This is a genomic window from Nocardiopsis sp. FR4, assembly GCF_009830945.1.
Classification (GTDB): Bacteria; Actinomycetota; Actinomycetes; order Streptosporangiales; family Streptosporangiaceae; genus Nocardiopsis.
Genome location: NZ_ML776454.1, coordinates 403,181 through 425,655, shown reverse-complemented (window position 1 = coordinate 425,655; position 22,475 = coordinate 403,181). Strand labels below are relative to the sequence as shown.

The 22,475-nt window shown below is 73.6% G+C and carries 18 protein-coding genes and 1 pseudogene; 6 read left to right on the top strand and 13 right to left on the bottom strand.

The annotated features are described in order from the left end of the window. Positions 1-24: 24 nt before the first annotated feature. From FYW95_RS01815 to miaA, 3 genes are all read right to left on the bottom strand, one after another. On the bottom strand, positions 25-1,296 hold the full coding sequence (locus FYW95_RS01815) for a cytochrome P450 family protein (RefSeq protein ID WP_159939845.1): 1,272 nt from the start codon (positions 1,294-1,296) through the stop codon (positions 25-27). Between the two features lie 13 nt (positions 1,297-1,309). Further along, positions 1,310-2,116 (bottom strand): TetR/AcrR family transcriptional regulator, encoded by an 807-nt coding sequence (locus FYW95_RS01810; RefSeq protein WP_201294602.1) that lies wholly within the window; start codon positions 2,114-2,116, stop codon positions 1,310-1,312. Positions 2,117-2,305: 189 nt separating this feature from the next. After that, the gene (gene miaA / locus FYW95_RS01805; RefSeq protein WP_159939847.1) at positions 2,306-3,307 is read right to left on the bottom strand and encodes a tRNA (adenosine(37)-N6)-dimethylallyltransferase MiaA; all 1,002 of its coding nucleotides are present in this window, start codon (positions 3,305-3,307) and stop codon (positions 2,306-2,308) included. A 91-nt stretch (positions 3,308-3,398) separates the two neighbouring features. On the opposite strand from miaA, the gene dapF reads away from it, so the two are divergent. Next, positions 3,399-4,214 carry a diaminopimelate epimerase gene (gene dapF / locus FYW95_RS01800; RefSeq protein WP_159939849.1) on the top strand — a complete coding sequence of 272 codons (816 nt, stop codon included), beginning with the start codon at positions 3,399-3,401 and terminating at the stop codon, positions 4,212-4,214. Between the two features lie 44 nt (positions 4,215-4,258). On the opposite strand, the gene FYW95_RS01795 is transcribed toward dapF, so the two are convergent. The 4 genes from FYW95_RS01795 to aceB all read right to left on the bottom strand — a co-directional run bounded on the left by FYW95_RS01795 (position 4,259) and on the right by aceB (position 10,102). After that, on the bottom strand, positions 4,259-5,596 hold the full coding sequence (locus FYW95_RS01795; RefSeq protein WP_159939851.1) for a (Fe-S)-binding protein: 1,338 nt from the start codon (positions 5,594-5,596) through the stop codon (positions 4,259-4,261). A gap of 17 nt (positions 5,597-5,613) precedes the next feature. After that, complete coding sequence (locus tag FYW95_RS01790; protein WP_160049900.1) at positions 5,614-6,837, bottom strand: FAD-binding oxidoreductase; 1,224 nt, start codon at positions 6,835-6,837, stop codon at positions 5,614-5,616. A gap of 35 nt (positions 6,838-6,872) precedes the next feature. Beyond that, positions 6,873-8,351, bottom strand: coding sequence for an FAD-linked oxidase C-terminal domain-containing protein (locus FYW95_RS01785; protein WP_160049899.1), 1,479 nt, complete (start codon positions 8,349-8,351; stop codon positions 6,873-6,875). 146 nt (positions 8,352-8,497) lie between these two features. Further along, positions 8,498-10,102, bottom strand: coding sequence for a malate synthase A (gene aceB / locus FYW95_RS01780; RefSeq protein ID WP_159939857.1), 1,605 nt, complete (start codon positions 10,100-10,102; stop codon positions 8,498-8,500). 333 nt (positions 10,103-10,435) lie between these two features. Between aceB and hflX the strand changes: the two genes are divergently transcribed. Beyond that, a complete protein-coding gene (gene hflX / locus FYW95_RS01775) occupies positions 10,436-11,959 on the top strand; it encodes a GTPase HflX (protein ID WP_160049898.1) in 1,524 nt (507 codons plus the stop codon). 343 nt (positions 11,960-12,302) lie between these two features. Beyond that, positions 12,303-13,511 carry an amidohydrolase family protein gene (locus tag FYW95_RS01770; protein WP_160049897.1) on the top strand — a complete coding sequence of 403 codons (1,209 nt, stop codon included), beginning with the start codon at positions 12,303-12,305 and terminating at the stop codon, positions 13,509-13,511. A gap of 54 nt (positions 13,512-13,565) precedes the next feature. Here the strand turns inward: FYW95_RS01770 and holA are convergent, their stop codons facing one another. The 5 genes from holA to FYW95_RS01745 all read right to left on the bottom strand — a co-directional run bounded on the left by holA (position 13,566) and on the right by FYW95_RS01745 (position 19,583). Beyond that, a complete protein-coding gene (gene holA, locus FYW95_RS01765; RefSeq protein WP_159939863.1) occupies positions 13,566-14,528 on the bottom strand; it encodes a DNA polymerase III subunit delta in 963 nt (320 codons plus the stop codon). 41 nt (positions 14,529-14,569) lie between these two features. Beyond that, the gene (locus FYW95_RS01760; protein WP_159939865.1) at positions 14,570-16,903 is read right to left on the bottom strand and encodes a ComEC/Rec2 family competence protein; all 2,334 of its coding nucleotides are present in this window, start codon (positions 16,901-16,903) and stop codon (positions 14,570-14,572) included. A gap of 7 nt (positions 16,904-16,910) precedes the next feature. Next, positions 16,911-18,011 carry a helix-hairpin-helix domain-containing protein gene (locus FYW95_RS01755; protein WP_159939867.1) on the bottom strand — a complete coding sequence of 367 codons (1,101 nt, stop codon included), beginning with the start codon at positions 18,009-18,011 and terminating at the stop codon, positions 16,911-16,913. 128 nt (positions 18,012-18,139) lie between these two features. Then, positions 18,140-18,409, bottom strand: a complete 270-nt coding sequence (gene rpsT, locus FYW95_RS01750) for a 30S ribosomal protein S20 (RefSeq protein ID WP_159939869.1) — start codon at positions 18,407-18,409, stop codon at positions 18,140-18,142. Between the two features lie 199 nt (positions 18,410-18,608). Beyond that, positions 18,609-19,583: a hypothetical protein gene (locus FYW95_RS01745; protein ID WP_160049896.1), complete on the bottom strand. Its 975-nt coding sequence runs from the start codon at positions 19,581-19,583 to the stop codon at positions 18,609-18,611. Between the two features lie 226 nt (positions 19,584-19,809). Between FYW95_RS01745 and lepA the strand changes: the two genes are divergently transcribed. Beyond that, positions 19,810-21,651: a translation elongation factor 4 gene (gene lepA / locus FYW95_RS01740; protein ID WP_159939873.1), complete on the top strand. Its 1,842-nt coding sequence runs from the start codon at positions 19,810-19,812 to the stop codon at positions 21,649-21,651. Positions 21,652-21,672: 21 nt separating this feature from the next. Here the strand turns inward: lepA and FYW95_RS01735 are convergent, their stop codons facing one another. Continuing rightward, entirely contained in the window at positions 21,673-21,855 is a 183-nt protein-coding gene (locus FYW95_RS01735) for a hypothetical protein (RefSeq protein WP_201294600.1), read from the bottom strand. Here FYW95_RS01735 and FYW95_RS28790 point away from each other — a divergent pair. Both FYW95_RS28790 and FYW95_RS01730 read left to right on the top strand, forming a co-directional pair. Further along, a pseudogene (locus FYW95_RS28790) lies at positions 21,845-21,889 on the top strand (hypothetical protein); the annotation flags it as partial. The gene FYW95_RS01735 and the pseudogene FYW95_RS28790 overlap by 11 nt on opposite strands. Positions 21,890-21,902: 13 nt before the next feature. After that, positions 21,903-22,349: a hypothetical protein gene (locus FYW95_RS01730; RefSeq protein ID WP_236567576.1), complete on the top strand. Its 447-nt coding sequence runs from the start codon at positions 21,903-21,905 to the stop codon at positions 22,347-22,349. The last annotated feature ends 126 nt before the right edge of the window (positions 22,350-22,475 follow it).

Sequence of the window (22,475 nt, the reverse complement as noted above, 5' to 3'; positions counted from 1 at the left end):
GGGACGTCCCCGTGTTCGTGCTCCTCACAGGCGCACGGGCAGGCTCTCCGTCCGCAGCGCCCCCGGGACGGTCTCGCGCCGGGGCTCTCGCCCGGGGACCAGTGAGAGGCCGGGGTGGGCGTTCAGCAGGGAGCCGACGGCCACCTCTCCCTCCTGGCGGGCCAGGGCCGCCCCCAGGCAGTAGTGGATGCCGTGGCCGAAGCCCACGTGCGCCTCACCGGGCCTGCCGCGGTGGCGGGTGATGTCGAAGCGGTCCGGGTCCGGGTGCACGCGCGGGTCGCGGTTGGCACCCGCGATGGCCGCGATGGCGCGCTCACCGGCGCGCAGGCGACCGCACCTGAGCTGGACGTCCTCGGCCGCGTAGCGGGCCTTGGCGAGCACGGCGGTGCCTCCGTGGCGGAGCATCTCGTGGACCGCCGAGGGCAGCAGAGCTAGGTCCGACCTGAGCGCCGCCACCTGCTCGGGGTGGGCGAGCAGGGCGTGCAGCCCGTTGCCCAGCAGGTGGGCGGTGGTCTCGTGTCCGGCGATGATCAGCGTGAACACCAGGGTGACCAGTTCGTTCTCGCTGAGCCGTCCGCCGTCCTCGTCACGCGCGCGGACCAGCGCGCCGAGCAGGTCGTCACTGGCGGTCGTGCGCCGCTCGGCGATCATGGTCCTGATGCGGTCGATCATCTCGCCGAGCGCGTCGTTCATCAGTCCGGGCCGGGTGGGGTCGAAGTGGGCCAGCTGGTCGCTCCACACCCGCCAGGTGGCACGGTCCTCCTCGGGAACGCCGACCAGGTCGCAGATCACCGCGATCGGCAGCGGGTAGGCGAAGTGCGGCATGAGGTCCACGATCCCGTCCCCGTCGGCGTGGTCGGGCAGGCGGGCGATGAGGCCGTCGGTGATGCGCTGGACCTGGGGGCGCATCGTCTGGACGCGGCGCACGGTGAAGGTGCGCGAGACCAGCTTGCGCAGCCGGGTGTGGTCCTCGCCGTCCTTGTCCAGGAGCGACTCGGTCAGGTAGGCGACCAGGTCCGGGCGCAGGCCCATCTCGCGGAAGGCGTCGGCGCGGGTGACGGTGGCCTCCGTCCCGGACACGTGGGCGGGGTCGAGGACGAACCGCCGGTCACCGAGGATGGTGCGCACGTCCTCGTCGTCGACGAAGAGGACGGCCTCCTGGGTGTCGAGGAACAGGGCCCGGGCCGAGCCGCCCGCGGCCCGGACCCGCTCGACCACGGCCAGGGGGTCGGCGGCGAACTCGGGGGAGCGCAGGTCGAGGGGGGCTTGGGGGGCGGACGGGGACGTGGCTGCCATGGGTCCTCCTGGTCTAGGTCGAGCGTGTGGCCTGCTTCCGTCGTTCGATCTCGTCGCTGAGCCGCCCCTCCAGACGGGAGAACACCTCCACCACCCGGGGCTGGGCGGTACGAGCGCCCCCTGGGAGGACCTCCTCCTCCATGAGCAGGCGGATGCTCTGGGCGATGAGGTCGGCGCGGGTGGCGTGGTCGGGGACGTGGAAGTCGACGTCCTCCAGCAGCGGGGCGGCGAACATGTGACCCAGGAAGGCCGCGCTGAAGGCGTAGATCTGGTCGTCGAAGGGACGGTCGGTGCGCAGTACCCCGTGTTCGCGCAGCAGGGTCCAGACGGTCCGCAGGGCCCGGATCCGCTCCTGGATGAGGTCGCCGACCACGGCCGACGCGCTGTGTGAGAGGTCGGTGAAGGACTCGGCGCTCCCGGTGAACACGTACCGCAGGACCGGGGATTCGAGCTGGCGCAGGTAGAGGTTGCGCGCCATCTCGCTGGGCCGGATGTTGTCGGGCGACCGGCGCATGGTCTCCAGCAGGTCCCGGACCATGTCGAGTTGCGCTCGCATGACGACCGTCATGAGCAGCGCGTCCTTGGTGGCGAAGTGCAGGTAGACGGTCCCCTTGCCGACCCTGGCGCGCCGGGCGACGTCCTCGATGGTGACCTTGCGGTGGCCCCAGGTCAGCATCAGCTCCTCCGCGGCGTCCAGGATGCGGTCGGCGCGTAGTTCGCGTTCGGCGGCGGACGTGTCGGTGGACGGGGCCACGGTGTACTCCTGCGGTTCGAGGACGGGCGCGGTGCGGCTGACCACGCGTGTTGACGCGATGACCATATCCGCACCCCTCCTCGGTGTGACCGTGTGACCAGTTTTGAAATCTGGTCATGCAGTCAAAGTAGGCGGCCGGAGCCGCCCTTGCAAGGGGCCGGGCCACAAACGCGGAAGAGGGGAGGCCGGGCCCTGACCAGGGCCCGGCCTCCCGGAACGGTCGTGGGTGCGCCGGAGCCCGGCGCGGTGGCGGAGCTACTCCGCGGCGCGCTGGGAGGCGGGCACCCAGGTGGTCACGTCCACCAGGGCGTCACCGGGTTCCTCGGCCGCTCCCGCCAGCGCCCGCTCCACCTGGGTCAGGGCGTGCTCGACCAGATCCGGGGCGTCGTAGGGCAGCCAGCGCACCCGCGGGTCGCGGCGGAACCAGGACTCCTGGCGGCGGGCGAAGCGGCGGGTGGCCTGGGCGGTGGCCGCCCTGGCCTCCTCCTCGCCCAGCTCCCCGTCCAGCTGGGCGAGCGCCTGGGCGTACCCGAGCGCGCGCGAGGCGGTGCGGCCCTCGCGCAGGCCGCGCCGGTCCAGTTCGCGGACCTCCTCCAGCAGGCCCCGCTCCCACATGCGGTCCACCCGGGTGTCGATGCGCTCGTCCAGCTCCGGGCGCGGAGCGCTCAGGCCGATCTGCGTGCAGGGGTAGAAGGGGGTGTGGTCGGGCAGGGTCGCGGTGAAGGGGCGGCCGGTCAGCTCGATGACCTCCAGGGCGCGGACGATGCGCCGCCCGTTGCCGGGCAGGATGGCGCGGGCCGCCGCGGGGTCGGCCTCGGCCAGGCGGGCGTGCATCACCCCCGGGCCGACGTCGCCCAGCTCCGCCTCCAGACGGGCGCGGACCCCGGGGTCGGTGCCGGGGAACTCCAGGTGGTCCAGCACCGCCCGCACGTACAGGCCCGAACCGCCCACCAGGACGGGGATGACGTCGCGGTCGGCGCACTCCTCGACGCGGTCGCGGGCCATGGCCTGGTAGCTGGCCACGTCGGCGGGCTCGCTGACCTCCCACACGTCGAGCAGGTGGTGGGGCACCCCGCGTCTCTCCTCCTCCGTGAGCTTGGCGGTGCCGATGTCCATGCCTCGGTAGAGCTGCATGGAGTCGGCGTTGATCACCTCACCCCGGCGCCCGGTGCGCTCCTCCAGGCGCAGGGCCACCTCGACGGCCAGATCCGACTTGCCCACAGCGGTCGGGCCGACGACCGCGATCACCTTGATCATCCCCCCAGACTAGTCAGCCCGTCCCACCCGCCGGTCCGGTCCGGGCGCGGGGACGGCGGGGAGGGGCCGCGCGCGCACCTAGGATGGACCCATGCGATTCGCCAAGGGCCACGGAACAGAGAACGACTTCGTGATCCTCCCCGACCCCGACGGGGAGCTCGACCTCACGGAGGAGACCGTCCGCCTGCTGTGCGACCGCCGGGCCGGTATCGGCGGTGACGGCGTCCTGCGCGTGGTGCGCACACGCGCCCTCGGCGAGGTCCTCGCCCCGGCCGCGCGCACGGCCGAGCGCCCCGAGTGGTTCATGGACTACCGCAACGCCGACGGCAGCGTCGCCGAGATGTGCGGCAACGGGGTGCGCGCCTTCGCCCGCTACCTGCTGCACGCGGGCCTGGTGGAGGGCGCCCGCTTCGAGGTGGGTACGCGCGACGGCGCCAAGGAGGTCCAGGTGGAGGCCGACGGCACCATCACCGTGGACATGGGCCGGGTGGAGATGCAGGGCACCTCCTCGGCCAAGCTGGCCCGGCAGGTGGTGCACGGCGCCCAGATCTCCGTGGGCAACCCCCACCTGGCCTGCGAGGTGACCGGACCCGTCGCCGCGGTGGACCTCTCCGAGCCGCCGGTGCTGGACCACGACGCCTTCCCCGCCGGCGCCAACGTCGAGGTCTACGCCGAGGTCGCTCCGGGCGTGCTGGAGATGCGCGTGTACGAGCGCGGCTCCGGCGAGACCCGCTCCTGCGGCACCGGCATCGTGGCCGCCGCCGCGGCGGCCACCCCCGAGGGCGAGGGCGCCACCTGGCGCGTGCGGGTCCCCGGCGGGGAGTGCACGGTTTTCCTGGACGCGGACGGCGCACGGCTGAGCGGCCCCGCCGTCATCGTGGCCGAGGGCGAGACCACCCTGGTCTGACGGGCCGCCGCGACCGGCCGCGGTCCGTCGTGGCACCGGTGGGTTCAGCCCCGGCCCAGCAGCCGCTCCACCGGCAGCCCGCGCAGGGAGGCGTCCAGCACCCGCGCGGTGTGCGTCACCGCCACCGGTGCGCCCGCGCGGTCCATGGCCGCGGCGATCTGCAGGGAGCAGCCGGGGTTGCCCGACACCAGCACGTCGGCGCCGGTGGCGGCCACGCCCTCGGCCTTGCGGTCGCCCAGCTCCCGGGCGACCTCCGGTTTGAACAGGTTGTACACCCCCGCCGAGCCGCAGCAGATCTCCCTGTCGGGCAGGTCGGACACCGTGAGCTCGGGAATGCCCGCGAGCAGGGCCCGGGGCGGCGCGGTGACCCCCTGGCCGTGGGAGAGGTGGCAGGCGTCGTGGTAGGCCACGTGCAGCGGCAGGGGACGGCGCTCGGCGCGCGGGCCCAGCTCCACGAGGAACTCGGTGAGGTCCGCGACCCGCTCGGACAGCGCGCGGCCCCGCCGCACCCACCCCTGGTCGGCGCCCGCCTCCGCCAGCGTCCGGTCGAGGTGTTTCATGCTGGAGCCGCACCCGGCCGAGTTCACCACGAGCCGGTCCACGCCCGCGCGCTCGAAGACCTCGACCAGGCGCCGGGCGAACGCGGCGGCCTCCGCCAGGCGTCCGGCGTGCCCGGACAGGGCGCCGCAGCACCCCTGTTCCGGGGGGATCACCACCTCACAACCCTCCATCGCCAGCACGCGCGCCGTCGCGGTGTTCACCTCGGGGAAGAACGCCCCCTGCACGCAGCCGACCAGCATCCCCACCCGGGCCCGGGCCCGTCCCGCGGCGGGCACCAGCTCCGGCAGCGGGGGAGGGGGAGAGGACAGCGGCGGCGCGACGCGCTCCATGGTGGCCAGGGCCGGGGAGAGGCGGTCCAGCAGCCGGGAGCGCCGCACCAGGGAGGACACCCCGCTGGCCTGGTAGGCGCGCAGGGGACCGCGCATCAGCCGCAGCCTGCGGCGGTGGGGGAAGAGCGCGAAGACCGCCCCGCGCAGCGCCCGTTCGCCGAGGGGGCGCTCGTGCTCGCGTTCCACCCGGTGGCGGGTGTGCTCCAGCAGGGCGTCATAGGCCACCCCCGAGGGGCACGCCGAGACGCAGGCCAGGCAGCCCAGGCAGTTGTCGAAGTGCCCGACCGCGGCCTCGGTCAGCACGTCCTCGGTGTGCATCTGCGTCATCAGGTGGATGCGCCCGCGCGGGGAGTCCATCTCCTGGCCCCACAGCACGTTCGTGGGGCAGGTGGGCAGGCAGAAACCGCAGTGGACGCACTCGCCGAGCAGGTCGCCGAAGATCTGTTCGGTGTCCGGGCCCGCCTGCGGGTCCCGGGTCGGTAGGTCGCTCACGAACCCTCCTGTGGTGGTCAGATGCCGCCCGCGAAGCGTCCGGGGGCCAAGCGGTGGTCGGGGTCGAAGGAGTCCTTGAGCGCGCGCATCAGCGGGAGGCCGGGGACCTCGCCCCACGGGTCCACCCCCGCGTCGTGCACGTGCGGTTCGGCGCGCAGCAGGGTCGCCGACCACCCGGGCCGCGCGCGCACGCCCTCGGCCACGGCCCGCACCGCCTCGGCCGGGGTGCCCGGGGGCAGGCAGGCGTACAGCGTTCCGGTGCGCAGCGAGCCCCGCACGCGGACCCGCGCGCCCGCCGAGGCGGCGAGCCCGCCCACCCGTGCGGCGGCGCGCACGCTCTCCGCGGGCGGTACCGACACCAGCGCGAGCGTGCCCCGCCGGGGCAGCAGGCCCCAGTCCCCGGGCAGGGCGTCGGCCGCCTCCGGGTCCCCGCCCAGCGCCCGCGCGGTCTCGGCCACCCGGGCGGCCAGGCCGTCGGGGGTGCCCTCCAGGACCACTTTCAGGCGCCAGCCGCCCTCCGGCGATCGGTCCAGCTCCACCGCCGAGGGAACCACCGCGGTCCGCCGCAGGGCCGCCAGCGCCTCCTCGGCCTCCTCCGGCGAGCGCGGCGCGCGGCTCACCAGGCGCAGGGCCGGGGGAGCCGGGTGCAGGCGGAAGGCCACCGAGGCGACCACACCCAGGGTGCCCAGGCCGCCGGTGTGCAGCTTGGCCAGGTCGTACCCGGCCACGTTCTTGACCACCCGGCCGCCGCTGCGGGCCACCACGCCGTCGGCGCGCACCACCGTCATGCCGATGACCAGGTCGCGCAGTGCCCCGCTGAGCAGGCGGCGCGGACCGCTCACCCCGGTGGCCACCATGCCGCCCACGGTGCCCCCCGTCCGCACGGGGTCCGCCGACAGCCTCTGCCCGGCGGCGGCCAGCGCGTCGTACAGCTCGGCCACGGGGGTGCCCGCGCCGACCTCCACCACCAGGTCGCCCGCGATGTGCTCGATCCACGACAGGCCGGTGGTGTCCACGAGCAGGTCCAGGCGGCGCGGGGGAGAGCCCCAGTCCAGGGCCGTGCCGCCCCCGCGTGCGACCACGGCCAGTCCCCGCCCGGCGGCCTTCGCCAGGACCCGGCCCAGGTCGGCGGTGTCGGCGGGGCGCACGACGTGTGCGGGTACCAGGCCGCCCACCGCGTCGGCGTCGGTTCCCGCGCGCGGGGCGCGGCCCCCGGCGTCCAGCCCTTCGGCGAGTGTCACGCGCCCTCCCCCACTGCCACGTCCTCTCCGGGGTCTCAGAACTGTTCTGCCCGGCCCGACTCCACCAGCGGGTGCACCCCGGTGCGCACCCCCGGGCGCTCACCGCACAGGCGCGGGGTGGGCAGGAGTTTGTCCGGGTTGGCGATGCCGCCGGGGTCCAGGGCCCGGCGGAACAGGTCGAAGGTGGCCAGGTCGTCGGGCCCGTACATGCGCGGCATCTTGCACGCCTTGTCCACGCCCACGCCGTGCTCGCCGGTGATGGAGCCCCCGTGCTCGATGCACAGGTCCAGGATGGCTCCGGAGACCTCCTCGGCCCGCTCCGCCGCGCCGGGCTCGGCGTCGTCGAAGAGCACGAGCGGGTGCAGGTTGCCGTCCCCGGCGTGGAAGACGTTGGCGACGCGGATGCCGCTGTCGGCGGACAGTTCGGTGATCCGGCGCAGCACCTCGGGCAGGGCGGTGCGCGGCACGACCCCGTCCTGGACGATGTAGGCCGGGCTGATCCGGCCGACGGCGGCGAAGGCCGACTTGCGGCCCTTCCAGATCCGGGCCCGCTCCTCGGCTCCGCTGGCGGTGCGGGTCTCGAAGGCGCCCGCCGCGGCGCACAGGCGGGTGACCGCCATGGCCTGGGCGTCGACCTCGGCCGCGGGCCCGTCCAGTTCCACGATGAGCACGGCGGCGGCGCCCTCGGGATAGCCGCAGGCCACGGCCCGCTCCGCCGCCTCGATGGCCAGCGCGTCCATCATCTCCACGGCCGAGGGGAGCACGCCCGCGGCGATGATGGAACTGACCGCCTGCCCGCCCGCGTCCATCGAGGAGAACGCGAAGAGCAGGGTGACGGTGCGCTCCGGGGCCCGGGTCAGGCCGACGGTGACGCTCGTGGCCACGCCCAGGGTGCCCTCGGAGCCGACGAAGGCCCCGACGAGGTCGTAGCCGTGCGCGTCGGGGTTCTTGCCGCCCAGGCTCACTCGCTCGCCGGAGGGGGTGACGACGTCCAGGCCGCGCACGTGGTTGACGGTGAACCCGTACTTGAGGCAGTGGGCCCCGCCGGAGTTCTCGGCGACGTTGCCGCCCACCGAGCACACCTGCTGGCTGGAGGGGTCGGGGGCGTAGTAGTAGCCGTACGGGGCGGCGGCGCGGGTGACGTCGAGGTTGGCCACGCCCGGTTCGACGACGGCGCACTCGTTGTCGACGTCGATCTCCAGGACGCGGCGCATACGCGAGGTGACGAGCAGGACGCCCCCGGGGTGGGGGAGCGCTCCCGCCGACAGGCCGGTGCCCGCGCCGCGCGGGACGAAGGGCACGCCGCTGTCGGCGCACAGGCGCACCACGGCGGCGACCTGGTCGGCGGTGGTGGGGAGCACGACGACGCCGGGCACGGAGCGGTGGTGGGTCAGGCCGTCGCTCTCGTAGGTGCGGCGCCGGGCGGTGTCGGTGAGCACGCCGTCATCCCCGCAGACGCGGCGCAGGTGCGGCACGAGCGCGGCCACGGCCTGCGTCTGGGCGGTCTGGGACATGGGCGCCTCCCGGTTCCACCGGCCCGACGGGACTGGTCCCGCACGTGCCGGATGCGGCCTCGCAAGGCGAACGTACGACCGCCCCCCGTGCCGAGGCAAGAGGGGCGGCGGAAACTGCTTTCCGTTTCGCGAAAAATGTCGCGAATCTACGGCATGCGCTCGTAGGCGGGCAGCGTCAGGAAGTCGACGTACTCGTCGGCGAGCGCCACCTCGGTGAACAGCTCGGTGGCCTGTGCGAACAGCTCCTCGTCGAAGTGCTCGCCCCGGGCCTGGCGGATGGCGGCCAGCTCCTCGTCGATGAGCTGGCGGACCAGCTCGGCGGTGACCTTGGGGCCGTCGTCCAGCGTGATGTCGTTGTGCAGCCACTGCCAGATCTGCGAGCGCGAGATCTCGGCCGTGGCGGCGTCCTCCATCAGGTTGTGGATGGCCACCGCGCCGTTGCCGCCCATCCACGCCGCCAGGTACTGCAGGGCCACGTTGATGTTGTTGCGCAGGCCCGGGACGGTGACGCCGCCTCCGGTGCGGCCCACGGCGAGCAGGTCGGCGGCGGAGACCTCCACCTCCGGGCGCTGCTTGTCGATCTGGTTGGGCCGGTCGCCCAGGACGCCGTCGAAGACCTCCATGGCGACCGGGACCAGGTCGGGGTGGGCCACCCAGGAGCCGTCGAAGCCGTCGGCGGACTCGCGGGACTTGTCGTCGCGGACCTTGGCGAAGGCGACCCGGTTGACCTCCTCGTCCCGGCGGGAGGGGATGAAGGCGGCCATGCCGCCGATGGCGTGCGCGCCGCGCTTGTGGCAGGTCTTGACCAGCAGTTCGGTGTAGGCGCGCATCATCGGCGCGGTCATGGTGACGGCGTTGCGCTCGGGGAGCAGGAAGCCGCGACCGCGGGTGCGGTGGGTCTTGATGATGCTGAAGAGGTAGTCCCAGCGGCCCGCGTTGAGCCCCGCGGAGTGCTCGCGCAGCTCGTAGAGGATCTCCTCCATCTCGAAGGCGGCCGGGATGGTCTCGATCAGGCAGGTGGCGCGGATGGTGCCGCGCGGGATCCCGAGGCGTTCCTGGGCCAGGACGAAGATGTCGTTCCACAGCCGCGCCTCGAGGTGACTCTGCATCTTGGGCAGGTAGAAGTAGGGCCCCTTGCCCTTGTCCAGCTGGCGCTGGGCGCAGTGGAAGAAGTAGAGCGCGAAGTCGACGACGCCGCCGCTGACGCGCTGGCCGTCCACCAGGATGTGCTTCTCGTCCAGGTGCCAGCCGCGCGGGCGCACGACGATGGTGGCGAGCTCGCCGTCCTCCTTCAGGGCGTAGGTCTTGCCCTGGGGGGAGGTGAAGTCGATCGTGCGGTCGAGCGCGTCGCGCAGGTTGAGCTGCCCGCCGATCATGTTCTCCCACAGCGGGGTGTTGGCGTCCTCGAAGTCGGCCAGCCACACCTTGGCGCCGGAGTTGAGCGCGTTGACGGTCATCTTGCGGTCGGTGGGGCCGGTGATCTCGACCCGCCGGTCGGTGATGCCCGGGGCGGGCGGCGCGACCCGCCAGCTGTCGTCCTCGCGGATGTGCTTGGTCTCGGGGAGGAAGTCGAGGTCGACCCCCGCCGAGATCTGCTCCTGCCGGGCCACGCGCGCGGCGAGGAGCTCCTGGCGGCGCTCCTCGAAGGTGCGGTGCAGCTCGGCGACGAGCGTGAGCGCGTCCTCGGTGAGGATCTCGTCGAAGCGGTCGTGGAGGGGGCCGGTGACCTCGACCCCGTGCGTGGCGCCCATGGAAAACCTTCCGCAATACGAAATAAGCTTCTGGTATGTGGAAAACGAAGTTACCGCCCGGTTCGTCCGGCGGTCAACGTCGCACGTGTCTCACATGACGGGGAAGTTTCCCGCCAGGGCAAGGTCGTAAAAATTTCCTTGGCAAAAGTCCGATTCCTTGGCCTTACGCGATGTCCGGACCAGTCTGCCTCCGCGGTAGGCAGCGTGGTCCTGCTCACGTGGCCTGCGATAATTCGGATGCCCCGACGGCGGCGAGGTGCCACCATCGAGAGGGCACGCGCCCCGCCGCGGGAAGAATAGCGGCGGCGGACACGTTGACCCACCTGGAGGGATATGAATACAGCTCACACCCGCGGAAACGCCCGGCCCGAGGCCGAGGACGAGTTCCGCGAGGCGATCACCGTCGGGGACGGGGTCAACGCAACCGATGCGTCCCGGGACACCGGCGGCGAGCGCTACCACGACCCGAACAACGTGCCCGACCAGGGCGAGATGGAACTCGCCGACCGTCACGCGCTGCGCCGCGTCCAGGGCCTGTCCACCGAGCTCACCGACGTCACCGAGGTCGAGTACCGCTCCCTGCGCCTGGAGCGCGTCGTACTCATCGGCGTGTGGACCCACGGGACCCAGGCCGACGCCGACAACTCTCTCGTCGAGCTGGCCGCCCTGTCCGAGACGGCGGGCGCCCTGGTCCTGGAGGGGCTCACCCAGCGCCGCTCCAAGCCCGACCCCGCCACCTACGTCGGCAAGGGCAAGGCCGCCGAACTGCGCGACATCGTGGAGGCCACCGGCGCCGACACCGTGATCTGCGACGGAGAGCTCACCCCGGGCCAGCTGCGCCAGCTGGAGGACGTGGTCAAGGTCAAGGTGATCGACCGCACCGCCCTGATCCTGGACATCTTCGCCCAGCACGCCCGCAGCAGCGAGGGCAAGGCACAGGTCGAACTCGCCCAGCTCAACTACCTGCTGCCCCGACTGCGCGGCTGGGGTGACTCCCTGTCCCGTCAGGCCGGCGGCTCCGGCGGTGGCGGCGCGGGCGGCGGCGTGGGCCTGCGCGGTCCCGGTGAGACCAAGATCGAGACCGACCGCCGGCGCATCAACGACAAGATGGCCAAGCTGCGCCGACAGCTCGCGCACATGCGCACCGCGCGCGACGTCAAGCGCGACGTCCGGCGCACCCGCGAGGTGCCCTCGGTGGCCATCGCCGGGTACACCAACGCGGGCAAGTCGAGCCTGCTCAACCGGCTGACCGGCGCCGGGGTCCTGGTCGAGAACGCCCTGTTCGCCACCCTGGACCCGACCGTCCGCCAGGCGCGCACGCCCGACGGCCGCGGCTTCACCCTCAGCGACACCGTCGGCTTCGTCCGGCACCTGCCGCACCAGCTGGTGGAGGCCTTCCGCTCCACCCTGGAGGAGGTCGCCGACGCCGACCTGGTCCTGCACGTGATCGACGGGTCCCACCCCGACCCCGAGAGCCAGATCAGCGCCGTCCGCGAGGTGTTCGCCGACATCGACGCCACCGACGTGCCCGAGCTCATCGTGGTCAACAAGGTGGACGCGGCCGACCCGGACGTGCTCCGGACGCTGCGCACCCGCTACCCGGACATGGTCGAGGTCTCGGCCCGCACCGGACAGGGCGTCCCCGAGCTGGTGACGGCCCTGGCCGAAGCGCTGCCCGAGCTGGCGCACGAGGTGCGCGTGCTCGTGCCCTACTCGCGCGGCGACCTCGTCGCATGGGTGCACGAGGAGGGGCGCATCCTCAGCGAGGAGCACACCGCGGAGGGAACGGCCCTGCACGCCTTCGTCCCCGAGCTGCTCGCGTCCAGGCTCAACGAGTACACGCCCAGCACGGCCTGACCTGCCCGGAACCGGGGCGCCTCCGATCGGGGGCGCCCCGGTTCCGTCGTGGTGCTCATCACGGTGTGAACTCGCGAGTTTTGCTCCGAGGCGCTCGCATTCGTCCACGGGGGAGGTGTACACGGACTCCGCGGATGGACTACGGTTTTGGAGCACCGGCCGCCAGTGGCCGCTGTCCCGCGACAGCCGACACCTCCTCCACCGTCCGGCACCGTGGCGGTCGTGCGGCCGCCTCCAGGCTCCGTCGGACCGTTCCAGATACGAGGTCGCCATGTCCGCCCGTGCACCCCACGACCGCGTTCTCCCGCCGCGGCGGCGGATCTGACCGACGGGGGACGCATCCATGGCGGTGGTACTCCTCAGCAACATCGGTCGACTGTGGACCGGGTACGAGCTGATCACCAAGGCCGCACTCCTGATGGACGACGACCGCGTGGCCTGGGTGGGCCCCGCTGCCGAGCTGCCCCAGCGCCTCCCCGGCGTGGTGGAGGACCTCACCGACGTCGACGACGTCATCAACATCGGTGGCGGCATGATCACCCCCGGTCTGGTCGACGCCCACTGCCACCCGGTGTACGCGGGCGACCGCTACGCCGAGGTCGCCATGTGGGCCAAGGGCGCCTCCAAGGGGGACATCTTCGCGGCCGGGGGCGGTGTCTCCACGACCGTCACCATCACGCGGGGCACCGACCCGTGGACGCTCTGCAACGCCGTCCGTGAACGGCTCCGGCACTGGGTGCTGACCGGCAGCACCACCGTGGAGGCCAAGACCGGCTACCACCTGACGCGGGACGGCGAACTCGCCGACGTGCGCCTGCTGCGCTCGCTGGAGGAGGAACCCGGCATGCCGCGGCTGCACGTGACCTTCTTCCCCGCGCACGGGGTGCCGCCCGAGTTCTTCGGCCGTCCCCGTGAGTACGTGGCCACCGCCGCCTCCTGGCTCAGCGACGCCGCCCTGGCCGGGGCCGACGGGGTGGACGTGTACTGCGACAACCAGCAGTTCACCACCGAGGACGCCCGGATGCTCCTGGGCGTGGGCCAGTCGGTGGGGCTGCGCACCACCCTGCACGCCTGCTCCCGTCCCCGGCACGGCGCCGTGCGCATGGCCACCGAGCTGGGCTGCTCCTCGGTGGACCTGCTGCACGAGACCGACGAGAACGACGTCCTGGCCCTGGCAGCCACCCGCACCCCCGTGGTGGCCTGCCCCACCACCTCGCTGCACGAGCGCCGCACCCCGCCGGTGCGGGCCCTGCTCGACCACGGCGTGCCGATCGGCCTGGGCACCGACCACAACCCCGGCCAGTCCGGGACGATGTCGATGCCGCTGGTGGTCTCACTGGCCATCTCCATGTTCGAGATGACCGTCCGGGAGGCGCTGCACGCCGCCACCGTGGGCGGCGCCCGGGCCCTGGGCCTGACCGACCGCGGCATGCTCACCCCCGGCAGTCTGGCCGACCTGGTCCAGTGGGACGCCGACCACGAGGGCGCCTTCGCCTGGTCGATGGGGCTGAACACCCTGCGCGTGTGGCAGGGCGGCAAGACCATCCGCTGAGCTTCCCCGCGGGCGCGTGGTGTTCCCCGGCCCCTTCACCCCGCCTCGGTGCGTTCAGCGGGCGGCGCGGGCGCGGGCGATCTCGATGACCGCGCGCTCCAGCGCGTACTCCGGGTCGCGCCCGGCGCCCTTGATCAGCGCGTCGGTCTCGGCGACCACGGCCATGGCCCGGGTGATCCCCGCGGTGCTCCAGCCCCGGGCCTGCTGGCGCAGGGTGCGCAGCTTCCACGGCGGCACCTTGGCCCGCTTGGCCAGCTCCGCCTCGGAGGTGCCGCGCGGCGGCTGGGCGGCCACGGCGATGCCGCGCACCGCACCGGCCAGGGCACTGTTGATCAGCACCGGGGCGGTCCCCACCGCCAGCGACCAGCGCAGCTGTTCGAGCGCCTCGGGCAGGCGGCCCTCCACGGCGCGGTCGGCCACGGTGAACCCCGAGGCCTCGGCCTTGCCGGAGTGGTAGCGGGCCACCGCCTCCGCGTCCACCCGGCCCTGGGTGTCGGCGATCAGCTGGGTGCAGGCCGCGGCGATCTCGCGCAGCTCGCTGCCGACCGCGTCCACCAGCGCCTGCGCGGCGTCGGCGGTGATCTGGCGCCCGGCCTGGGAGAACTCGCTCCGGACGAAGGCCACCCGCTCGGCTGGCTTGCTCGGCCCCTTGCAGTCCACGCGCTGCGCGCCCGCCTTGAGCGCCGCCTGCAGCAGCGCCTTGCCCTTGTTGCCGCCCGCGTGGGTGAGCACCAGGTTGACGTCGTCGGCGGGGTCGGCGAGGTAGTCGGTGACGGTCTGGGCCAGGTCCTTGGTCAGGTCCTGGGCCGAGCGCAGCACCACCACCCGGCGGTCCCCGAACAGGGAGGGCGAGGTGACCTCGGCCAGCGTGGACATCCCCACCTGGGCGGGCACCAGGTCGTGGACGTCGACTCCGGGGTCGGCCTCACGGGCCGCCGCGACGACCGCGGCGACGGCCCGGTCGACGAGGAGTTCCTCGTCCCCGACGATGATCGTGAGCAGGGCGGGTGCAGGCATACACAGAGCATGCCACGCCGCACCGACCGGCGGTGCGCCTCTCACTCCGGACCGCGCACCACGGCCGTTCCCGGGCCGGAACCGCCGCCGTCGAGCACGGCCACGTCCCCGTCCCGGTCGGTGCGCAGGTTCACCCGCGCGACCCGCTCCAGGAGTGTCCACGTGAACGGCGCCGGATGCCCGTAGGGGTTGTCCGCGCCCACCGAGGTCACCGACACCACCGGGGCCGTGGCCTCCAGGAAGGCGGGCTCCTGGGTGCCCGCCCCGTGGTGGGGCACGGCCAGCACGGTCACCGCCAGCAGGTCCGCGTCCGGCCCCCCGAGCAGCCTGCGCTGCGCCTCCTCCTCGATGTCGCCGGTCAGCAGCACCGACAGAGCCACCCCGTCCGCGCGGACCACCACCGAGCCGTCGTTCACCGCGCCAGTGAAGCCCGTCTCCGGCCACAGCACGCGCAGCAGCCAGGGACCCACCCGCAGCCGCTGGCCCCGCCGCGCCTCCAGCAACTCCACCCCGGCCTCCGCCAGCAGCCGCCCGGTGGCGCCCTCGCCGAAGCCGGGCGGTGCCAGCGCGGCCGCTACCGCGCGGTGCCGCAGCACCCCGGGTGCGCCGTCCACGTGGTCGGCGTGGTCGTGGCTCAGGATGAGCAGGGGAACCTCGCGCACCCCCAGCCGTTCCAGGCAGCCGTCGACCGCCTCGGGGTCCTCGCCGGTGTCGGCGACGACCGCTGCCCCCGGACCCACCGACAGGACGAACGCGCTGCCCTGGCCCACGTCGCACGCCACCAGCGCCCACCCGGGCGGCGGCCAGCCGCCGGGAACGCACCGCGCGGCCAGGTACAGGACCAGGGCGGCCACCACCACGGCGGCGAACACCCGTCGCGGCCGCCCGTGGGTGAACACCAGCACCGCCAGCACGGCCGCCAGGAACACCCCTCCCGCCACGTCCGAGCGCCACGGCAGAGCGCCGTACGGCACCCGCGCCCCGGCCTGGGCCACCGCCGCGATCCAGGTCGCACCCCACCCGGGAAGGCGTACCGCCACCGCGGCGGCCTCGGGCCACACCGCGGCCAGGGCCGCCACCCCCGAACCCGTCACGGTCACCACCGCGACCACCGGGGCGGCCAGCACGTTGGCCGGGACGGCCACCCACGGCAGCTCTCCCGACAGCAGTACCAGCACCGGCGAGACCGCCACCTGCGCGGCCACCGTCACGGCCAGCGCCTCCGCCGCCGGGAGCGGAAGACGGTGCGACCACTCCCGGGTCCACGGCGGCACCAGCAGGAGGATCCCCGCGGTCGCCAGCACCGACAGTGCGAACCCGAAGGAGGCGGCCAGCCCGGGGGAGACGAAGAGCACCCCGACCACCGTGGCGCACAGCGCGCCCAGCGCCGCGGGCGCGCGTCCGGTGGCCAGCGCCAACAGCCCCACCGACCCCATGAACGCCGCGCGCACCACGCTCGGCTCCGGTCGACAGACCAGGACGAACAGCCAGATCATCGCCGCGCCGCCGACCACCGAGCACCACGGAGGAGCACGCAGCAGCCGGGCCGCCGCCAGCACGAACCCGGTCAGGATGGCCAGGTTGGCGCCGCTCACCGTCAGCAGGTGCGTCATCCCGGTCGCCCGGAAGTCCTCGGAGGTTCGCGGGTCCAGCCCGGACACGTCGCCCACGATCAGCGCGGGAAGCAGTCCTCGTTCGGGCGCCGGGAGCACGGCGGCGGCCTCGCGCAGGCGCTCCCGCACCCGTCCGGCCAGGGCCTGCGTACGGCTGGGCGCGCCCACCCGCTCGGGAGGACCGCGGACCAGGACCAGCGCGGCCGTGAGCGGGTCGTCCTCCGCCCCGAGGAAGGTGCCCCGGGCCCGGAAGGGCTGCCCGGGCAGCAGCCCGGACCACTCCCGTCCCGAGGCCAGGACCACCACGGGCGCCCGCGAGGCCCGTACCCCCTCCCCGGTCCGCACCCACGTGGTGCTGGCCCTGACCACCCACTCCGCCCGGCCCGGCCGGGGCGTGCCCGCCCGCTGCCGCGGATCGGCGGCCACCACCGCGGCGAACTCCACCGTGCTCGGGTGCTCGGAGACCTCCCGGGCCGCGCTGTGCGCGACCCGGTGCACGTGCACCCCGGTCACCCCGGCCACCGTGGCCGCGCAGGCCAGCGCGGCCACGGTGGTCAGCGCCAGGGACTCCAGCGGCGGGCGGGCCGCCAGGAGCAGGCCGAGCGCCGCGAGCCCGGCTCCCGCCCCGCACACCCAGGCCGTCCCCGGCGCCACCGCCAGCGCGCCCAGGGCGGCCAGCCAGGCCGCCACCGCCGGGACCAGCAGCCGAAGGTCCGGCGGCCGGTCCAGCCCGTAGGCGTCCGTTCCCAGCCAGGCCACCACCGCCCGCTCACCCCACCGTCACGTGCGGCCGGAGGGTGGCGAGCATCTTCTCGCCGATCCGGGTCACGTTCAGCAGTTCGTCGACGCTGGAGAAGGGGCCGTGCTGTTCCCGGTGGGAGATGATGTTGTCGGCGATCACCGGGCCGACTCCGGGCAGGGTCTCCAACAGCGCCCTGTCCGCCTGGTTGAGGTTCACCGGGCCGCCGACCCCGGCGGGGTCGGGACCGGGTGCGCTGGAGGCGGCCGGAACGCCCACCAGCAGCTGCTCGCCGTCCACCAGCGGCCGCGCCAGGTTGAGCAGGTCCAGGTCGGCCCCCTCCAGCGGGCCGCCCGCCTCCTCCACGGCGTCGGCGACCCGTGAGCCCGGCTCCAGCGTGTACAGGCCCGGGTCGCGCACTTCTCCGCCCACGTGCACCACCAGCTCCGCCCCCTCCGCGCCGGTCGCGGGCGCGTCGGCCGCCGCGGGCCGCGGCGCCGCGCCCTCCTCCGGGGCGGGGTGGTCGGCGGGCGCGGCCTGGGGAACCATCTCCGGCGCGGTCACCGCGGTCGGCCGGTGGTGCAGCGCCAGTACCGCGACGACCGCCAGCGCGCCCAGGACCACCAGGGCGATCACCGCCCGCCGGGAGAGCGCCGCGTGGGGCGGCCAGCGCCGCGCCAAGCGTTCGAGGAGGGCCTGCGGCGGCTCGGCGGTGAACTCGGTGTAGCCCGGCGGGGGAGGGGAGGGGCGCGTCCTCCCGGTACCGTCCCGCCGGGCCCCCGTGGCGGGGCCGTCCCCGGCCCCCACGGCCTCCTCGGCGGAACCCGGGGCCGCGGGCGCCGGGTGCGGGTCCGTGCCCTCCGCGGGCCGGGAGCGGGCGTCGCGGGTTCCGGGCCGGGGCCCGCCCCCGGAGGCGTCGGGCGGGTGCGGCCGGTACGGGGAATCCGCTCCGGGCACGGCGTAGGGGGCGCTGGGGATTGGCGGCGAGCCCTCGCCGGGCTGCCCGGGCGGGCGGGGGGAACGGGCGCGCGGCTCCCGGGCCGCGGGTGCGGCACCCGTGGTGAGCGCGCGGAGCCGGTCCTGCTGGTCGGGACGGGGAGAGCGGCGCCTGGTACGGCGCTGAGCGGTCATGGTTCCACGCTAGGAAGCGGGGAACGCCGTGTCAGCGGGTGGTTCCAGGCTGTGGACAACGCGCGGGGAGCCGGAGAAAGACGAACCCCGGCCGGTGCGGAGCACCGGCCGGGGTCGGAAGGTCAGACTCAGGCGGACTGCAGCTGGTGCAGACGCTTGGCGATCGCGCTCTTGCGGTTCGCGGCCTGGTTCTTGTGGATGACGCCCTTGCTCGTCGCCTTGTCCAGGGCGCGCGCGGCGGCGCGCTGCGCGACGGTGGCCTTCTCGACGTCCCCGGCCTCGGCAGCTTCGCGGAACTTGCGGACGGCCGTCTTCAGCGAGGAGCGCACCGCCTGGTTGCGGACACGGGCCTTCTCGTTCTGCCGAATGCGCTTCTTCTGCGACTTGATGTTCGCCATGCGAAAACGTGCTCCAGTTGATCTGATCAGCGCGCCGACCGGACCCAGGCGGCTCAGCTCGCGGGCAGCCGTTCCGCGAGGGGCGCGCGTGGGCGACGGCGCAGGGTGTGTGAGTCCACAGGGCTCATTCGAACGTGGAAGTCCGAGACACGGACCTCCAGTATGCAGCACGCCGGGCACCGCTCGGGCACGCCCGGCCTCAGGAGAGCAGCCATCCGGCGGTGTAGGCGGCCACGTCCTCCCGGCTGGCCTCGTCGCCCAGGTAGAACGCCACCCCGAGGGTCATCCCCTCGGACGGCTCCGCCTTGGTCATCCCCAGCCTGATCGCGGCCAGCGCGGTGGCCACGGACTCCTCCCCGCCCCCGGGGGCCCACTCGCCGCCGCCGTGCGTGGGCAGCCCGAACCGCACCGCCACGTCCCCGCGGGTGCGCAGCGCGGTCACCGACTCGGTCACCTGCCGCACCATGAACCCGCCGTACAGCGCCTCGCCGGGCATACCCGCGCCCACGCCGGGCAGGACCACCTCGTCCGCGTGCTCGGCCACCCGGCCCAGGTACCCCTTGGACCAGTACTTCTCCTCGCGCTCCAGGACGAAGGACGGCACCCGCCCTCCCGGGACCAGCTCCACGTGCTGGGCCTGGAGCGACAGCACCGGCCCCTCACCCAGTTCCTCGCGCACGAGCGCCATGAGCGCGGGCATCGAGGGGTCGTTCACCGTCACCGGCCGGATCTCCAGGTGGACCCCGGCGAACCCGTCCGCGGCCACCTCGGCCACCGCCGGGGCCAGCGCCTCGCGGGCCCCGCCGTCGAGCCGGTCGCGGACCAGCGACGATCCGCTCTCCACGTGCCGCAGCCAGGCCAGCGCGCGCACGTCCGGGTACCGCCGGCCCAGCCAGGACAGCGCCTCCGCGGTGTCCGCCACGCGCTCGATCCCGCCCTCGGCGTCGATGTCGCCCGCGTACACGTACACCGTGTCCACCCCGCCGGTGTCCAGCACCCGCTCCAGGGCGGCGGTGTCCTCCCACGAGGACACCCACGCCGCGTCGGCGCCCCGGGAGGCCGCCCACGGAGCCGGTGCCCCCGAGTACTGGTAGGCCAGCAGGGCCCCGCCCCCCGCCACCACGACCGCGACCGCGGCCAATCCGGCCAACAGCCGTGTCAACAGCCACTTCACCCGCCCGCTCCTCCCACGTCCGGCACGGCCCGTTCCCGGTCCCCGGTCGCATAACCTGGACACGAGTCCCACGCCCGCGCCCCATACTGCCGCACGGGCCGCGGCCGTCCCCGGCAGAGGGGGACCCGTCGCCGTGGGATGATGGACGATGCCGTGGGGACACGACCGCGGCGGGGCGGCGCCCCAGCGAGGCGCGCACCCGGACCCAACCTGTGAACGGAGCACGGTGGCACAGCCGAACTGGACCGATCCCGCGCTGATCCGCAACTTCTGCATCATCGCGCACATCGACCATGGCAAGTCGACGCTGGCCGACCGGATGCTCCAGATCACCGGGGTCGTCGAGGACCGCCAGATGCGCGCCCAGTACCTGGACCGCATGGACATCGAGCGCGAGCGCGGCATCACCATCAAGTCGCAGGCGGTGCGGATCCCCTTCACCGCGCTCGACGACCGGACCTACACGCTCGACCTCATCGACACCCCCGGCCACGTCGACTTCACCTACGAGGTCTCGCGCTCCCTGGCCGCCTGTGAGGGCGCGATCCTGCTGGTGGACGCCGCGCAGGGCATCGAGGCGCAGACCCTGGCCAACCTGTACATGGCCCTGGAGAACGACCTCACCATCGTCCCGGTGCTCAACAAGATCGACCTGCCGGCCGCGCAGCCGGAGAAGTACGCCGAGGAGCTCGCCGGGATCATCGGCTGCGAGCCCTCCGACGTGCTCAAGGTCAGCGCCAAGACCGGCGAGGGCGTCGAGGAGTTGCTCAACGAGATCGTCAACCAGATCCCGGCGCCCGTGGGGGACGCCGACGCGCCCGCCCGCGCGATGATCTTCGACTCGGTCTACGACACCTACCGCGGCGTGGTCACCTACGTCCGGGTCGTGGACGGCAAGCTCAGCCCCCGCGAGCGCATCCAGATGATGTCCACCCGGGCCTCCCACGAGATCCTGGAGATCGGCGTGAGCTCCCCCGAGCCCACCAAGTGCGACGGCCTGGGCGTGGGCGAGGTCGGCTACATCATCACCGGTGTCAAGGACGTGCGCCAGTCCAAGGTCGGTGACACCATCACCTCCCTGAACAAGCCCGCCACCGAGATGCTCTCGGGCTACCAGGAGCCCAAGCCCATGGTGTTCTCGGGCCTGTACCCGATCGAGGGCACCGACTACCCGGTGCTGCGCGACGCCCTGGAGAAGCTCCAGCTCAACGACGCCGCCCTGGTGTTCGAGCCGGAGACCTCCGCCGCCCTGGGCTTCGGGTTCCGCTGCGGCTTCCTCGGCCTGCTCCACCTGGAGATCACCCGGGCCCGCCTGGAGCGCGAGTTCAACCTCGACCTCATCTCCACCGCGCCGAACGTCATCTACCGCGTGGAGATGGAGGACGGCGAGGAGCACACGGTCACCAACCCCAGCGAGTTCCCCTCCGGCAAGATCGCCGCGATCTACGAGCCGATGGTCCGGGCCACGCTGCTCAGCCCCGCCGACTACATCGGTCAGATCATGGAGCTGTGCCAGGAGCGCCGCGGTGAGCTGAAGGGCATGGACTACCTGTCCGAGGACCGCGTGGAGATGCGCTACACGCTGCCCATGGCCGAGATCGTCTTCGACTTCTTCGACGCCCTGAAGTCGCGTACCAAGGGCTACGCCTCCCTGGACTACGAGCCCACCGGCGAGCAGCAGGCCGACCTGGTCAAGGTCGACATCCTGCTCCAGGGCGAGGCCGTCGACGCCTTCTCCGCCATCGTGCACAAGGACAAGGCCTACACCTACGGCGTGGAGATGACCAAGAAGCTGCGCGAGCTCATCCCCCGGCAGCAGTTCGAGGTGCCCGTCCAGGCGGCCATCGGCGCCCGGGTGATCGCCCGTGAGAACATCCGCGCCATCCGCAAGGACGTGCTCGCCAAGTGCTACGGCGGTGACATCAGCCGTAAGCGCAAGCTGCTGGAGCGGCAGAAGGAGGGCAAGAAGCGGATGAAGATGGTCGGCCGGGTCGAGGTGCCCCAGGAGGCCTTCATCTCCGCCCTGTCCACCGACACCAGCGGCGCTGAGGACAAGAAGAAGAAGTAGTCCCGGCCGGCGGGAGCGGACTCAGGCGGGAACGGTCCGGGTGAGCATGTGCGACGAGCGCATGCGCCCGTCGGGGGCGAACCGGCCGAAGAGGTGCACCTCGATCGCGAGGTCCCTGCCGCGCTGGGTGACGTGCAGGGTGTAGCGCGCCGCGCTCGGGACCCTGGCCGCCGACCCCGAGGCCGGGCTCGGGGTGATCGCCAACGCCGCGGGTGTGACCCGTCAGACCGTCTACGCGCACTTCGCCTCGCGTGAGCGCCTGCTGGGAGCCGTCGCCGACCGGATGCGAGGCCACCGTCGCCGCGATGGACGCCGCCCAACCCGACGCGGGACCGGCCGCCGACGCCCTGGTCCGCTGGAGGCCGCGGTCGGGGCGGCTGCGGCACCCCGCCCTGGCGCGGTTGCTCAGCGCGTCGCCGGTCGGTCCGGACACCGACCGCGCCCGGCACGCCGCCATCGCCGAACGGCTCAGGCGGGTGGCCGAACGCGGTCGGCGAAACGGGGAGCTGGACCCCGACTGGCTGGTCGCCGCCGCCGTCGGGCTGGCCCACCTCGCCGGGGAGAAGCAGGACGCCGGACGCATGTCCGAGGCCGCCGCGGCGGGCGCTCCGTGTGAGCCTGCTGAGAATCCTCGCGGTCCCCGCCGCGAAGCGGTGAGCGGTTCCGAGCGCGAGGCGGCCGGGGCCAGGGCGACCTGACGTTGCTGCTGGGACAGCGAACTCGTGGGATAGATGGGTCTGCTCCCCGGCAGAGGGAACTGGATTTCCCAGTCCAACTTCCGGGGAGCAGTTCAGGCCGGGGCGTCCCTTCCCGGTGTCCGGCGG